This is a genomic window from Collinsella sp. LCP19S3_B7 (assembly GCF_052121795.1).
Classification (GTDB): domain Bacteria; phylum Actinomycetota; class Coriobacteriia; order Coriobacteriales; family Coriobacteriaceae; genus Collinsella.
The window spans coordinates 59,380-75,964 of the sequence record NZ_JBQKDO010000007.1 but is presented as its reverse complement, the minus strand read 5'-3'; the positions used below and the strand labels follow the sequence as shown (position 1 = coordinate 75,964).

At 63.3% G+C, this 16,585-nt stretch carries 8 protein-coding genes; all 8 read right to left on the bottom strand.

Annotation, left to right across the window (positions count from 1 at the left end):
• Positions 1–119: 119 nt before the first annotated feature.
• Complete coding sequence (gene ruvB / locus ACTQW0_RS04470; RefSeq protein WP_117735946.1) at positions 120–1,187, bottom strand: Holliday junction branch migration DNA helicase RuvB; 1,068 nt, start codon at positions 1,185–1,187, stop codon at positions 120–122.
• Complete coding sequence (gene ruvA, locus ACTQW0_RS04465) at positions 1,187–1,807, bottom strand: Holliday junction branch migration protein RuvA (protein ID WP_441567111.1); 621 nt, start codon at positions 1,805–1,807, stop codon at positions 1,187–1,189. The genes ruvB and ruvA overlap by 1 nt, the downstream gene beginning before the upstream one ends.
• On the bottom strand, positions 1,807–2,328 hold the full coding sequence (gene ruvC / locus ACTQW0_RS04460; RefSeq protein WP_035137351.1) for a crossover junction endodeoxyribonuclease RuvC: 522 nt from the start codon (positions 2,326–2,328) through the stop codon (positions 1,807–1,809). The genes ruvA and ruvC overlap by 1 nt, the downstream gene beginning before the upstream one ends.
• Positions 2,329–2,622: 294 nt before the next feature.
• Positions 2,623–4,608, bottom strand: a complete 1,986-nt coding sequence (locus ACTQW0_RS04455) for a hypothetical protein (RefSeq protein WP_441567109.1) — start codon at positions 4,606–4,608, stop codon at positions 2,623–2,625.
• 117 nt (positions 4,609–4,725) lie between these two features.
• A complete protein-coding gene (locus ACTQW0_RS04450) occupies positions 4,726–5,088 on the bottom strand; it encodes a desulfoferrodoxin family protein (RefSeq protein WP_427747728.1) in 363 nt (120 codons plus the stop codon).
• A gap of 165 nt (positions 5,089–5,253) precedes the next feature.
• Positions 5,254–8,727 (bottom strand): DEAD/DEAH box helicase, encoded by a 3,474-nt coding sequence (locus tag ACTQW0_RS04445; RefSeq protein ID WP_441567107.1) that lies wholly within the window; start codon positions 8,725–8,727, stop codon positions 5,254–5,256.
• Between the two features lie 162 nt (positions 8,728–8,889).
• Positions 8,890–12,693: a DNA polymerase III subunit alpha gene (gene dnaE / locus ACTQW0_RS04440; protein WP_427727452.1), complete on the bottom strand. Its 3,804-nt coding sequence runs from the start codon at positions 12,691–12,693 to the stop codon at positions 8,890–8,892.
• A gap of 263 nt (positions 12,694–12,956) precedes the next feature.
• Positions 12,957–16,583 (bottom strand): UvrD-helicase domain-containing protein, encoded by a 3,627-nt coding sequence (locus tag ACTQW0_RS04435; RefSeq protein ID WP_441567105.1) that lies wholly within the window; start codon positions 16,581–16,583, stop codon positions 12,957–12,959.
• Positions 16,584–16,585: the final 2 nt, after the last annotated feature.

Sequence of the window (16,585 nt, the reverse complement as noted above, 5' to 3'; positions counted from 1 at the left end):
GAAAAAGACCAATTCAGCATAGCACGGGCGCGCAATAGTAAAACGCCCATAACCGATGAACGGCGATATGTTTATCCAATGCCCAGCGATAGCCTAACAGCCCGCCAAAACAAAGCGCCCTAAACGGTAGGTTCAATCCCCAGGTGTTCAAAGGTGCGCAGGGTTGCCTGGCGACCCTGCGGCGTGCGAATCATCAACCCGCACTGCAACAGGTAGGGTTCGTAGACATCTTCGAGCGTACCCGGATCCTCGCCCACCGCGCTGGCAAGGGTCGTCAGGCCCACGGCACGGCCGGAGAACGTCTTGGCGAGCGTCTCCAAGATGCGAATGTCCATCCAGTCCAGACCAAGCTCATCAATCTCAAAGAACTCGAGCGCCTGACGGCAGATATCAAGCTCAATAGGACCGTTGCCGCGCACCTGGGCGTAATCGCGCACGCGCTTGAGCAGACGGTTAGCCAAGCGCGGCGTGCCACGCGAGCGTGAGCCGATCTCGAGTGCGCTGGGATGGTCTATTGTCACGCCCAAAATGGTTGCCGAGCGCGTCACAATCTGGGCAAGCTCCTCGACCGTGTAGTAGTCCAGGCGATACGAAATACCAAAACGGTCGCGCAGCGGGCCCGTGAGCATACCCGAGCGGGTCGTTGCCGCCACCAGCGTAAACTTGGGGATATCCAGGCGAATCGAGCGCGCCGCCGGGCCTTTACCGATAACGATATCGAGCGCAAAGTCCTCCATCGCGGGATACAGGACTTCCTCGACCGAACGGTTGAGGCGGTGGATCTCGTCGATAAACAGCACGTCACCCGGCTGCAAGTTGGTAAGGATGGCCGCCAGGTCGCCGGTGCGCGCGATGGCTGGGCCACTCGTCGTCTTAATCTGAGCGCCCAGCTCGTTGGCGATAACGGTGGCCAGCGTGGTCTTGCCCAGACCCGGAGGGCCCGAGAAGATCACGTGGTCGAGCGTCTCGCCACGGCTCTGCGCCGCCTCGATCAGCACGCGAAGGCTCTGCTTGATATGCTCCTGACCGCAGTAGTCGTCCAGGCGCTGGGGGCGCAGGGTACGGTCGACATCGAGGTCCTCGGGCGTTAGCTCCGAGCCCACCATGCGCTCGCCATGCGCCATGGATGCCGCCGGCGAGTTGCCGGGCGTCGCCCACAGGTCCTGAGAGTCATCGGCTTCCCACATCACGCATCCATTCCGAGTCGCTTAAGCGCCGCGCCGAGCAGATCCTCGACACGCATATCCTGCCCATCATACCCGCTCAGAGCGACATCGGCCTCCTGCGGGCTAAAGCCCATGGAAAGGAGTGCCGCACGGGCATCATCGATGGCCGAGGGAGCGGCAGCGGGCACGGGCATCGCAACCTGTCCGGGAATCACGTCGACCGGCACAAAGCCCTTATCCTTGGCAAAGGTACTCTTGAGCTCCAGAATGAGGCGCTGAGCTGTCTTTTTACCCACACCGGGTACCTTGGCCATGCCCTTGTCGTCCTCGGCCATCACCAGCGAATACAGCTGCCCCACGGTATAGGTGGAAAGCACGGCGAGCGCCAAGCGCGGGCCAACGCCCGAGACGGACACGAGCCGGTCGAACATTGTGCGCTCATCCTTTGAGGAAAATCCGAAAAGTGTCATGGCGTCCTCGCGCACCTGCATGCGCGTGTAGAGGCGGACCTCGCCGCCGGGCGTCGGCAACGTGGCCGCAGTGCTGCCCGAGATGCCGAGCTCAAAGCCCACGCCCGACACATCGACGATAGCAGAGCTCATCGTGGCCTCGACAAGCGTTCCGTGGAGCTGGGAGATCATCAGTATCCGGTTCCTCTCTGTTGATAGAACTCGCCGCCGGTAAGCGCTCGGGTGCGGCTGAGGTTAACGTGGCAGATGGCGCAGGCCAGGGCATCGGCGGCATGGTCGGGATGCGGGTCGTGATCAAGCTGCGTGAGCGTGCGCACCATGTAGGCGACCTGTCGCTTATCTGCGGCGCCGGTGCCCACAACAGCCTGCTTAATCTGCATGGGCGTGTATTCGCCAATCTCGAGCGCGCACTCCGAAAGCGCCACAAGCGCAGCGCCGCGGGCATGCGCCGTGGGGATGGCCGAACGAACGTTGGCGCCAAAGTAGATGCTCTCGATAGCAGCGGTATCGGGACGATAGCGTTCGACAACGCCCTTGAGGTCGCGGGCGATATGCGACAGGCGCACCGCGAGCGGACTTCCAGCACTGGTCTCGATGCAGCCATAGGCACGGCAGCGAACCTCGCCACGTCGCTCCTCGATAATCCCCCACCCCGTATGGGCCAAACCAGGGTCGATACCCAAGATAACCAAGCCAACCTCCCCTCGTCACAAGCGCAGCGCGAGGCAAGGCCCCACGCACTATTCACGAACGTCTGTTCTAGAATAACACAACAGCGACCGTATCTGGCAAGCAAGGTCGAACCATAGGTTGAGCATAAGTCAGCGAGCGAGTCCCTGCCGTGGCAAGGTGTCGCGAAAGAGGAGCGCCGCGTACTTCTGTACGCAAGCGACGGTTTGAGCGGCAGATGGCCCGGCAGGGGCTCGCGTAGCGTCGACTCGTTACGCGGTTTGGCAAAACCGCGTAACCTTGGCCCCATCCCCAGTTTAGTTCTGCGAGAAAAAAGGAAACTGACGGGGATCCACCGGCGGATGTGGCATCGGCGTACCCTGGGGCCCGCCCTGCGGTCCGCCCTGGCCGCCCATCATCCTTTCGATGGCGTCCTGGACCTCGCCCTCGAACTTTTTCATTCCCTCGTGCAAACGACGCTGACCGTCCTCAGAGCGCAGCTCCTCCATCTGCTCGGGCGAAATACCCAACAGCTCACCCAACAGACCCATCATCTCACCGCGCATGCGATCGCCCGTATCGCTATCGGCAAAGCGGCGCACTTCGGCGCGCGCCAGTGAATCAACCGTCATGCGCTCCTTGCCGTTGAGCCCCAAATCGGACCACGCAAGCATGTACGGCCAAGCGCGCTCGGCAAACGAACGGGCCGAAACGATCGGCGCCGTCGGCAACATGCGACGGGCAGCCTCACCCTGTCGAACGAGCATCAGCAGCAGCGAGCAGGCCTCAGGCTTGCCAGCGGCCATCGGGATGTCGTCGAAAGATCGATTGCGGTCCACGTGCGCCTCGAGCGCGCCATCGACCTCACCCGGCTCAAGCCCGCCGAGCAGCTGTGCCGCGCGGTCGAGCACATCGACCGGACCGTCGAGCGTCGAGAGCGCCTGCGCCAGCACTCGCTCCATACAATCTTCCACCGCGTTGAGCGTCACGAGCTCTTGGGGCACCACGGCAGACGTGCGGTTGCGCACGCGCGCCACAAACTCAAGCGTCGACAGGTACACATCGCCAAAGGGCGCAAAGTCGCCCTGGTAGCCGCCGGACAGTGCGGGCGCCGCTAGCGCGTACTCGGTCTTGGAGAGCGGGCTCAACGCCATGGCGCCCAGCTCGAGCGCCGTGTCCTCCAGCATCAGGCCCAGCGCACGCGAGCGCAGACGCTCGGCATCGCCCGCCGACACGTCGCGATCGAGCACACGCGCCGCATCCGGTGCATCGCGCTCGACGGTGCGAATGTGCAGGCGCTCGGCAATCGCGCGGACGGCGGCACAGCGGGCAGCCTCGGCCTCTTCCTGAGCCGGCGTAAAGATACGGTTGCGCCCCAGCACAAGGCCAATCACATTACGCGGGCCCAGAGCGTCAACGGCAAGTGCCGCCAGCAGGGACGACGGCAAGTCACCCTCGAGTGCCACCACAGCACGCGACGCGCCGCGAGCGCGGGCATTGTCGCGCACGGCGAGCACCAGCGCCTGCCACAGCCACGCCTCGGAACGAAACTCGGGCAGTTCGTGATCTTCCAGGGCATCGAGCATCACGCCGCGCTGAATCTCCTGAACCAGCAGGCTCTCCTCAAAACACGGCGCCTGGGCCACCACGCGACCGCAGTCGTCGAGCACAAACGAACCGCCGGTATATACCGACTCGTCGTACGCACCGACCGGCGCCATGCAGGCAAACCACACGCTGCGCTTAGATGCGATCTTGCGGTAGGCACCGCTGCGAACGGCGGCGATGGCGGCAGTCTCGCGGTCGGTCATGTCAAACGCGTTGAATTGGAAATACGCAATGAGGTCAACACCGGTCGGCAACATCTCGAGTTCGCGGTCCAAGTCAAAAATCACGGCGATGCGCACGCCGTCCACGTCGAACACCGGCGGCGCCCAACGCGTGTCGTTGTTCTCGCCACGCTGCAGGGCAATGCTCGATCGCGCCGGCACCACACGACCGTCCTTGAGCATCATGTAGTCGAGCAGCGGCTGGCCCTCAAACGAAACCGCCGCGGGCACGATGCAGATCATATCGAGCTCTTGGATACGCTCGGCAACACCGGTCAGGCCTGTCAGCATGTCGTGCTCAAAGTCGGCAGTACCCATCAGGCCGCCGGGCAGAGCACCCATAAAGAGCGGAGCCGGGACGCACAGCACGCGCGCCCCGCGCTCATGGGCCAGACGAGCCTGGTCCTCGATGCGACCGCAAATGCCCTCAATATCACCCAGGCGCATATCGATCTGTGCAAGTGCGAGCTTCATGGCCCAGCCCTTTCCGTCGTAAACCATCGAAACCGTAGTAAAAGCGCCGGCCGCATAATGCAGCCGGCGCTTGCATGTGCATATGCTAGCTATGATACCCCGAGCGGGGGCGCGCTCCTAGAACGTCGCGGACCACAGCCCATGCAGGTTGCAGTAGGCATAGACGGTACCGGTCTTGGAGCCGCCAGCGAAAAACGTCGCGGGCTTCATGCCGGGCTCAAGGTAATGGACCTCCAGGCGGCCCTCGGCCTCAAGCGCGATCCACTCGATGTAGTGCTCGGGCAGCATGGGGTGCTCCGTCGAGCCCACGCGGGCACGAATGACGTGGCCGTCGCGCTCGGTCTCGACAACAGGCACGTGCTTCTCGTGCGCCGCATCCTCGGTGTTTGCCGTCAGCTCCGTGCAGCCGGCAGGGGTCGCAACGTCGTCGCCAAGAGCGGCAACGAGCTTGCCGTCGGAGTCTTTAAAGAATTTCGCCATGATGTTCTCCTTTGCTGATGTGCCAATGTACTCGATAGTTCTTATGCCCAAAGAGCGCCGAACCATCCATGGCATTTCAAATGAACACATAACGGGTGAGGCAAGCGGTCGGGCCAGGACGAACCGGCGACCTGGCCCAGCCCGGCGGCCCCATCCCGCGCGCAGCTAGCGACCGTCGCCACCGAGCAGCGCCAGAACATCCTCGCGCGTGAACAGCGCCGACGAAATGCCGTCACCGCCGAGCACACTGTTGACCAGGTCGCGCTTGGACTCCTGCATCTGCATGATGCGTTCCTCGATCGTGTCCTTGGCGATGAGCTTGTACACGGTCACGGTGTGCTGCTGGCCAATGCGGTGGGCGCGGTCGGTCGCCTGGTCCTGCGCCGCCACGTTCCACCACGGGTCGTAGTGGATGACCACGTCGGCAGCCGTCAAATTAAGGCCCACGCCGCCCGCCTTGAGCGAAATCAAGAACACCGGCACCTCGCCCGCTTGGAACTGCGCAACCATCTTGGCGCGGCTCTCTTTAGACGATGCGCCCGTAAGCTTAAGGAAGGCGATATCCTCCTTGGCCAGGCGCTTGCCGATGATATCGAGCATGCCCGTAAACTGGCTGAACAGCAAGATGTGATGACCGCCGTCGAGCGCGCCGCGGACGAGCTCCATACACGTATCGAGCTTGGCGCTTCCCGCCTTGTAGTCCGCGTAATGCAGATGAGGATCACAGCAGATCTGGCGCAGCTTGGTGAGCTCGGCAAGTACCTTGAGCTTATCTTTTTTGAACTCCCCGGCCTCGCGGTGCTGCACTTGCTGGGCAATGCGGTCCTGGTTGGCCAGGTAGAGCTTGCGCTGCTCGCCGGTGAGCTGCGCCATCACCGTATCCTCGATCTTCTCGGGCAGGTCGGCCACCACGTCTTCCTTGACGCGGCGCAGCACAAACGGCGACACGAGCGCCTGCAGGCGAGCGGCGCTGTCACCCTCGGCGTGCTCGACCGGGCTTTCGAAGCGCTTGGCAAACGACTCGCGCGTGCCGAGCAGGCCCGGCATCAAAAAGTCGAAGATGCTCCAGAGCTCGGACAAGCGGTTTTCGATGGGCGTGCCCGTCAAGGCAAAGCGCACGCCGGCCGGCAGACGCTTGGCGGCGCGAGCCACCTGCGTGAGCGGGTTTTTAATGTACTGGGCTTCGTCCAGCACCACGCGGGCAAAGTCCTGCTCGACGTACTCGTCGATATCGCGGCGCATGAGGTCATACGACGTCACGACCACGTTATGCTCGGCCACGCCGGCAATCTGCACGCGACGCTGGGCCTTAGCACCCACAATGGCGCACACATCAATCGAGGGGGCAAAGCGCTCCAGCTCGGCAGTCCAGTTGTACACGAGCGATGCGGGACATACCACGAGCGTGGGCTTAGCGTCCCCCGCCTCCACGCGCGCCAGGATATGCGCGATCATCTGGAGCGTTTTGCCCAGGCCCATGTCGTCGGCCAAGATGCCGCCAAGGCCCAGGTGTTCGAGCGAACCGAGCCACTGGTAGCCGTCGACCTGGTAGCCACGCAGCGTGGCCTTGAGCGCAGCGGGCACCGTAAAGTCCATCTTGCCGAGCGTGTCCAGGCGCTCGACGGTGCGACGGAATGCAGCGTCGCGATCGGCTTCGAGCGCGGAGGTGCGCGCAAGCATGCTGTCGACGAACAGGGTACTCGACGCGGGAAGCGACACGCCGTCGAGCAGGTCGACAGCATCGACCCCCAGATCCTCGGCAAGGCCAAACGCGGCGCGCGCTCCCTCGTCCAGGCGAATGATGTCGCCCGACGTGAGACGAGCAAACGTCTGGTGACGCTTGTAGGAATCGAGGTAGATGGCAAGGTCTGCCGCCGAAAGGCCGCTCGCGCCCAGTTCGACGTCGAGCAGGTTACTCTTGACGGTCGCGCGCACCGAAAGCTTGGGCGCAGGGCGGACCGAGATCTGGCGCAGACGGTCGCTGAGCATGACCTCGCCCAGCTCGGACAGGGCAGACAGGCCCTCAGTCAGCAAGTGGAACAGGCTCTCGTCATCGCGTTCCTCAAACGCCAGGCCACCCTCGTAAAAGTCGAAATACAGAGCCGCCGTATCCATAACGCGAAACTCTGCCACCTCGTCGCGCGGCGGCACGCCCGGGCGCTGCTCTTCGAAGGGGCTGCCCGGAGCGCCCATGCTAAAGAGATCTGCCGACCAGTCGCCGTAGGTAACCGTAATTTTGCAGGTCACGAGCCCATCGTCGACGCCGATCGCCATGGCAAAGCTTGGCTCGGGCGCCACGGTATCGAGCACAGCGGGCGCGGCAAGGTCGGTGTAGTCGCGCAAGATAGGCAGCGCCATGCGGCAAAACTCACCCACCTGGTCGGCGGCGATATGGACCGGTGTGCGGCAGGGCAACAAGTGCGATAGGAACGGCGCGGCATGTTGGGCAAACGCCGTGTCGGTACGGCGCGCGCGGCGCGTATCGACCAGATAGGCGACGTCGCCCGAGGCAAAGCAGTACGTATCGGCCGGAAGGCGCAAGTCGTAGCTGCCCCCCGCCGCCGGCACAATCTTGGCAGCAATCAGCGGCGGGCGCTTAGCCGGGACTTCGTTCTCCCCTTCCGGCAACGACTCGACTGCCACCTCGTAGGCGCGGTGCGTCGTCGTCCCCCGCGACCAAGCAGGTTCAAAGGACATGGTCCTGCCACGCAGCAGGTCCAGCACGGACACGATGGAATACTCGGATACCGGCAGCTGACGCTCGGCGACAAAGCCGCTGCGGGCAAAGTCGTACGATGCCGAGCGCGAGCTCGTAATATCGCCTAGGTAGGCGACCGTCATTGCAACAAAGTCGAGCAGCTTTGCCGATACATCATCGAAAGCCTCGGGCACATGGGCAAACGTAAGCTTCTTGCCATAGGAGAACGTACCGCCGCGCGCATAGGCATCGGCCATGCCGTCGATATCCTTAACCACGTAGGACACCGAGCCACAGCGGATGCGAAACTCAAGCGCCCAGCTAAAGCGATCGGCAAACAGCGGATTGTAGTACGGCACCAGCGAGGGCTCCAGCACTGCTTTGGGCGCATCGGGGTCAATGGTGCCGGCGAGCTTGCGGCGCATGGCCACGAGTTTATCCATGCGCGCGTCCGAAAGATCGGAAAGCGCTGCCACAAGGCTCGGGCTCGTGGGCACGGGCGCCGGGAAGGGAAAGTTGGGGTTGACCGGAGATGCGCTGGGCGCGGGGCGTGTGGGCTGCTTGGACTGTGCGGGCGGCACCGTAAACGTGCGGACCGGCGTGCGCAAACCCTCGACGGGCTCGGCGCCGCTGGCATCCAGATACGCCAACGCCGTGGCGATGGCGTGCTTGCACATGCCGGAATAGCGGAAGGCGGCGGGACAATCGCAGTCGTAGTCGACAACCTCGTGCTCGTCCATATCGAGCGCCACGTGCGTCTTATACAGGTCGCCGCGCGAACCACGCACCGTACCCTCGATATTCACGTTTTTGGAAAAGCGCGAGCCGGAGTCCTCAAACGACAGCACGGCGCCGTTGAGCATGAGCGAACGCCCCTTCATAAAGGTACTGCTGAGCGCCGCCTCCTTACGAAGCGCCTGCACAAACGTCCCCTGCGCCATCGCTTCCTCCAATCTCACCCGGGGTAGCTAATTTGGGACGGGGCTATTTTAGCTACCCCCATATGTCGGTTGAGATGTGTTCCGACCCCGACTCATTCGCCGTCAGCCAAAGGGTAGCTAAAAAAGCCCCGTCCCAAATTAGCTACCCCGCCAACGGCGTCCTTAGATCACCGTCACGCGACCTTGGTTGCCCACGATGGCCTTGGCCTCGGCCAACAGCGGAATCGAACGTGCGTTGACCTTAGCAGGTACCTCGGCACGCAGCACGCGCCCGTCCGCCTGCTCGATAAAGATCTCTACGCGGTCGCCGCCCGGGTTGGCGGTGAGCACCGTGGCAAGACGCGCCATGTTGCCCTGGCTAAAGCGGCTGTTGGGCACCATGACCTCAAACACCTTGGGCTTGTTGTTCTCCTCGTTGAGCTCAAGCGGCACGATCTCCTGCGCGATGATCTGGTCGCCGCGGTCCGAGCGCTCGAGCTTGCCCTTAATGCGCACAAACGCATCGGACAGCTGCGCGCCGGTCTCGGGGTCGACCTCGCCGTACAGATACCCCTCGGCCTCCTTGAAGGTCTTGGGGAACACCACGACCGTAGCCTCGCCTTCCATGTCCTCGAGCTGCACGATGCCCATGGGGTCGCCGTTTTTGGTCACGCGCTTGGACACGCTCGAGACCATACCGGCCCACCACAGCGCCTTGCCCTCGGGAATCTCCTGGTTGATGGTGCCGCCCGTGGGGTTTTGCACCTCGTAGCCGGTGTCGATCTGCGAAAACGAGAAGTCGCGCGCTTTGCTGAGCGCATACTCAAACGGGCGCAGCGGGTGGTCCGAGACATAGATGCCCAGAACCTCCTTCTCCTGGCTCAGCTTAAGGTGGCGGTCCCACTCCTGGCCATCCGGATCGGGTACGCTCACCTCAAAGCCCGAGCCCTCAACGTCGCCAAACATGTCGAAGAACGACGTCTGGCCGCTCGCGCGATCCTTCTGGCGCTTTGCCGCGGCATCGATGATGTTCTCGGGGTTGTTCTTGTCCACAAAGTGCATCATCTGACGACGCGGATACCCCGTGGAGTCGAAGGCACCTGCCTTGATGAGCGATTCGATCACGCGACGGTTGGCCTGGCTCGAGTCCACGCGCTCGACAAAATCATGCAGCGTCTTAAACGGACCGCCCGCCTCGCGCTCGGCGATAATCGCCTGCGCCACGCCGGTGCCCACGCCGCGGATGCCGGCCAGACCAAAGCGCACACCTTCCTTGGTAGCCGTGAACTCGGTACCGGACTCGTTGACATCTGGCGAAAGCACGGGGATGCCGTCGTGACGGCATGCCGAGACGTAGTGCACGATCTTGTCGGTCTTGCCCGTATAGGACGTCAGGACGGCCGCCATGTACTCGTGCGGATAGTGCGCCTTGAGCCACGCCGTCTGCATAACCAAGATGGCGTAGCCGGCGGAGTGCGACTTGTTAAAGGCGTAGGACGCGAACTCGAGAACATCGTCCCAAATCTTCTGGGCGACCTCGCGCGTGTAGTTGTTTTTGATGGCGCCGTTCATCCAGTGGTCGTAGGTGGTCTCGTCCGAGCCATCCTCCCAGTGGAGCACCGTCGACGTAAGCAGCTTGATCTTCTTCTTAGCCACGGGTTTACGGATACGCGAGTCCGATTCGCCCTTGGAGAAGCCGCACATCTCGACGGAGATGAGCATAACCTGCTCCTGGTAGACCATGGTGCCGTAGGTTTCGCCCAGGATGTCGTCCAGACGGTCGTCGTAGGAGACGGCCGGCTCCTTGCCGTTCATACGGTTGATGTAGGACGAAACCATGCCGGCGCCCAGCGGGCCCGGGCGGTACAGGGCGATCAATGCCACGACGTGCTTGTACTCGGTGGGCTTCATGTTCTTGATCGTGGCCGTCATGCCGGCGGACTCGACCTGGAAGACGCCGGCGGTGTGGCCGGAGCCCATGAGCTTAAAGATCTCGGGATCGTCAAAGGGAATCTCTTCCTCTTTGATGTCGATGCCGAAGTTCTTTTTGATGTTTGCCTTGGCCTTGGAGATAACCGTCAGCGTACGCAGGCCCAAGAAGTCCATCTTGAGCAGGCCCATGTCGGCAACGGTATGGCCCTCGTACTGGGTAATCTCGACGCCGCCCTTGGTGTCGAGCTTGGTGGGCACGTGCTCGTTGACGGGGTCGCGGCAGATTAGAACGGCGCACGCATGAACGCCCTCGCCACGGGTGAGGCCCTCGATCGAGAGCGCCGTGTCGATGATGCGGCGGGCGTCGTCGTCCTTTTTATAGGCCTCGGCAAAGTCGGGGTTAAACAGATCCTCTTTGCCGGGTTGTTTTTCGAGCACCTGCTTGAGCTTGACCTTGGGGTCGCTCGAGACCATCTTGGACAGGCGCTGGCCCATGTAGACCGGGTAGTCCAGGACGCGCGCGGCATCGTTGATGGCCTGCTTGGCCTTAATGGTCGAGTAGGTGATGACGTGGGTGACCTTCTCGGGACCGTAGAGCTGGCGAACGTGCTCCACGACCTCGAGACGCCGCTCATCGTCGAAGTCCATATCGATATCGGGCATCTCGGTACGCTGCGGGGACAGGAACCTCTCGAACATCAGACCGTTCTCGAGCGGGTCGAACGCGGTGATGTTCATGGCGTAGGCGACGATAGCGCCGGCGGCCGAGCCACGGCCGGGACCGACGCCGATGCCGTTGTCCTTGGCCCATTGCACGTACTCGGCGACGATCAAAAAGTAGGCGGCAAAGCCCTTGTCGCAAATGACCTTATATTCGTACTCAAAGCGCTCTTTGATGTTGACGCCACCGATCTCGCGCGTGGCCCAGTCGTCACCGTAGTGCTGGCGCAGGCCTTTCTCGCACTCGCGGCGGAACTGGCTCTCGTGCGTCTCGCCGGGATCGAGCAGCGGAAAGCGCGGCAGGATGATGGAGTCCCAGTCCAGCTCAACGTAGCACTTGTCGGCGATCTCGAGCGTGTTGTCGCAGGCCTCGGGGCAATACGGGAACATCGCCCGCATCTCCTCCTCGGTCTTCATGTAAAACTCCGAGCCGGTCATGCGCATGCGGTTGGGGTCGTCGACCTTGGCGTTCATGCCGATGCACATGATGACGTCCTGCACGGGCGCGTCCTCGCGGCGCAGGTAGTGGAAGTCGTTGGTGGCGATGACCTTGACGCCCACCTGTTTGGCGATATCAATGAGCGTGCGGTCCATCTGCTCGTCGGTCAGGCCGTTATCGGTGGTAATGCCGTGTTCCTGGATCTCGATGTAGAAGTCACCAGGCTCGAAGGTATCACGGAAGGTCTCGGCCCACTTGATGGCGCCCTCCATGTCACCCCGGTCGATGTATTTGGGGATGATGCCCGCGATGCAGGCGCTGGTGCAGATCATGCCCTTGGCGTGGCGGCGCAGGTTGTCGAGCGTCACGCGCGGCTTGTAGTAAAAGCCCTGCACGGCGGCCTCGGAGACCGTTTGCATCAGGTTGACGTAGCCCTCCTGGTCCTTGGCCAGAAGGATCATGTGGTAGAGCTCGGGTTTGTGGTCGCGGGCGAGCGTCTCGTCCGGCGTAAAGTAGACCTCGCAGCCAAAGATGGGCTTGATGACCAGAGGCGGCTTGAGCTCGTCGATATTGCCCTTCTCGTCCCACATGGCCATGTCCTTCACATACTGGGCATGCTCGCGCGGGTTTGCCTCGGGATCGGGCTCCACCAGCTCGTCGCGGCGGTCCTTTTCCAAGAAGGCCTTGTCGTGGCTCCACGTTTTGTACTCGGGCGTATTGTGGTTGACGGCGTCGCAGGCCAGCGCCAGATCGGGCACGCCATACATGTAGCCGTGGTCGGTAATGGCAACGGCGGGCATGCCCAGCTCTACGGCACGGTTGACCATATCCTGGATACGGGTTGCGCCGTCGAGCATGGAGAAAACAGTGTGGTTGTGCAGATGGACGAATGCCATGTGATGAGCTCCGATGCGGGTTCGTGTTCTGACTGAACGATTTTACCCCACGGCACGGACAGCGCCCGAACCTAGCCAAACCCACACGGGTAGCTAATTTGGGACGGGGCTTTTTTAGCTACCCTTTGACTGACGGCGAACGAGTCGGGGTCGGAATACATCTCAACCGATGTATGGGGGTAGCTAAAAGAGCCCCGTCCCAAATTAGCTACCTCTGAGCTGCAGTGGAATCGAAAAGGATTCCACCGCAAGTTATCTGAGGGTTAGAGGTTGTAGGTGACCACCTGGGGCTCGGCGAGCTCGACTAAGACAGCTGGGGCCGTCTGCTCCACGCGGACGAACTTGACGGTCACCGTCTTAAAGCCCGCCTTATGCAGAACATCCGAATAGACGCGCGCCTGCAGGGCGTGCTTCTCGAGCAGCTGGTCGGGTGTCTCATCCGGTGTGCCGCCCGTCTTGTAATCGATGACCAGTGCGCGTGACGGATCGGCCGGGTCGGTCGCCAGCGCATCGATAGCGCCCTCGGCATATGCACCGTAGCGGGCAATGTCCTTGTCCTCGCAGCCCAGCGAAAAGAACGGCACTTCGGCACGGACGCACGGCCAGGCAAGAAGCTCGGCACGGACCGACGACCTGAGCCAGCGATTCAGGGCAACGTCAAAACGCTCGCGCTGCTCCGGCGTCAGGCACCACAGGCGCGTCAGCGCATCGGCACGCTCAGCGGGCAGCGCATCGGCACCCATCTCGATGAGCCACTGGCAGGCGGCATGGAACGCCGAGCCCAGCGCCATGGGGTTGCCGGCGGGCTCGACAGCAGCCACGTCTGCATCGGCCATCTCCGAGCCATCCGACTCGGCATCGTCGCCCGCCTCGTCCATGGGAACACGCGCCTCGGCGGCACGGTCTTCCGTCTCGGCATGGAGCGCCGCGGCGATCGACGAATAGCTGTACGAATCACGCGCCGGGAACGGACACGTGCCCATGCGCACGCCCGCCGCCTGGGGATATACGAGTTCAAATGAATCGGGCTTGGGGTCGGCAGGACCGGGCACGGTTGAGTGCGCAGCATTATCGGCGACATCGGTATCGCCACGAACGAGCCTGCCCTCGGCATCCAGCGAAGCGTTGGCCTCAAACGCCTGCTCGCCAAAGGTAAAGTCCGAAAGCGAAATGAGCTCGTAGTCGCCCGGCTGGGAGTTGTCGAATACCAGGCGGTCGGCATCGAGCTGCGGCATGTCCAGAGCGTCGGTCGGCAGAATGCGGCGCAGCACGTCGTAGGTCAGATCGGTCTCGACATCGAAGGTCGGCACCGTCACCTTGCCACGGCTCACGCCGGCATCCATCGCCAAGATCACCAGCTCGCGCGCACGGGTCATGGCAACGTAGAGCAAACGGGCCCGCTCCTCGAGCGAAAGCTGCAGGTCGTCGTTGCGCAGGCGGGCAAATGCCTCGGCGGGAGAACCCGTCGCACAGACGTCCTCCATGAGCTCCGGCGGTAGCCACAGCGACGTGCCCTTGCCCTTAAACGCATGCTCAAACTGCTTTTTGACGTCATCGCCCTTTACGAACGTACCGTCCGAGAGTTTAACGCCGTCGAAGCGTGCCGGCAGCGCCACGACCTGCGCTCCGCCCTCGACGCGACCCATCTGTGCCGCACCCGAGGACTTACGCACGCCAAAGCACTCGGCGACCGCCACGACCGGATATTCCAGACCCTTGGAGGCATGAACCGTCATGATGCGCACCGCGCCGTCGCCCCCCTCGTTGAGGGCGCCCGGGGCCTCCTTGCCCGCCAGGAAGCGATCGAAGGCAAGCGCAATGGAGCGCGGCGAGTTACCGAACTCGGCCTCCGCCTCGGCCACGGCATCGAGCGCCTTGAGCACGTTGGCGGCGATGGCCTTGCCCTCGGGGCCGCGCTGCGCCAGGCGCACGAACCAGCCGGAGGCATTGACCGCGTCGCGCGCGATGGCGGCGAACGAATCACGCCCCACGCGACGCAGTGCGTAGCGCAGCACCTCGCGGGCACGCGTCACGAGCGGCAAGCCCTGCAAGCCCGGCACATCGGAATCGCTCATGATGCCCGCGTCGATGTTGCGGCGCGACGTCTCGCCCGTCTGATCGTCGAGTTTGGTCGCCAGCGCCAAAAACTCCTGGGCGCCGAGTGCAAACATCGGCGAGGCCAGCAGTGGCATAAGACCCTGCGCCGTATCGGCCGGATTGGCGAGGGCACAAACCAGGGCGCGCACCGTCTGCACCTCGGCAGCTTGGGCAAAGACCGAGCCGCCCGCGATGACGCAGTCGAGCCCCTGGTCGCGGAAGGCCTGTGCGTAGACGTCTGCGTTGGTCATGCGGCCCAGCAGCAGCACCATGCCGCCCTGGGGTTGGCCGGCATCGGCAAGCGCGCGGAATCGCTCCGCGATCGCGCGGGCCTTGGCCTGTGTGCGCTCCTGCGTACTGCCGCCGGCAACAAAGAGGGCCTGGCGGCGCGAGGCATCCGCCACCAGCGTGTCCTTGCGGCCGTCGCTCGCCTCAAGATCCAAAAAGCCCTGCATCAGGCCGCCGTCGTCGCCGTCGAAGACGCGGGCCACATAGCGCAGCACCTCGTCGTGGCTGCGGAAGTTGCGCACGAGCTTGACGAGCTCGCCGGCGGGGGCATCGGACGTGGCAACCGTCTCCGACGCCGCCGTCGATCCCACCTTGCGCTCCTGGCGACGGAACACCTCGACCTCGGCGCCGCGGAAGCGATAGATCGACTGCTGCGCATCGCCCACGGTGCACAGCGCGCGCTCCCCCGCACCCGTCAGGTAGCGGATTAGATCGACCTGCATCTGATCGGTATCCTGAAACTCGTCGATCATGACCATCTTAAAGCGGCCCTCGTACGCAGCACGAATGGCAGGGTAATCGCGCAGGGCCTCGTAGGCCATGCGCAGCAGGTCGTTATTATCGAGGGCGGACTGGGCAGCCTTCAGCGCGCGATACTCGGCCTCTACAGAGCGGGCCAAGCCCACCAGCGCATCGAGCGCGGGGCCACCGCAGGCAAGCACGATATTGATAAATGCATCGGCGGCCTCGGCCTTGAGCAGCTCGACCTGCTCCTTGGGGAATGCCTTGCTCGCGCGCGGCATGGCGCACGACATCATGAGTCGCGCCGCATCGGACATGGTCTTGCCGCTCGCCTCGAACGCGTCGATGGCATCGAGCGCCGTCTGCGCCTTCTCGGTCGCCGCCTTGCTTGCACCCAGCGCCGATCGATAGGCATCGGCGAGCGCCGAGGTATCGGCCTGGCCGCGCGCCACGCACACGTCGTCCATACCGCCCGGCAGCTGGCTCGAGAGCTCCAGCAGGTCGCGCACCAGACCCTTGATGGTCGTGCCGGCGCCAAAGGGGCCGCCCTCGCCCGCCATGGGATACCAGGCGTAGAGGGCCTTGAGCGATGCCGCGAGCTCGGGGGCGGCATCGGGTGCCGTCGCGCGACCCAGCACATGCTCAACAGCCTGGTCCATGAGCTCGTCGGTATCGGTGAGCACCGTGAACTCGGGGTCGATGCCCAACTCCAGCGCGTGTGCGCGCAGGATACGCGAGCACATGCCGTGAATGGTCGAGATCCACGCGTCGTCGACGGTCAGCGCTTCCTCGTCCATGCCCTCGTCGATAAGCGCACGGCGCACGCGATCGCGAATCTCGGCCGCGGCATCCTTGGTAAAGGTAATGGCGAGCACCTGGTCCAGATGCTCGACGAACGGGCCGGATTCGGGCGAGAGCGCGTAGACGATGCGGCGCGTGAGGGTAAAGGTCTTGCCCGAACCGGCGCCCGCCGAGACAAACAGCGGACGGTCGAGCGTCTTGACGATCTGCAGCTGTTGCGGCATCAAGGTCGAAAGATCCATGG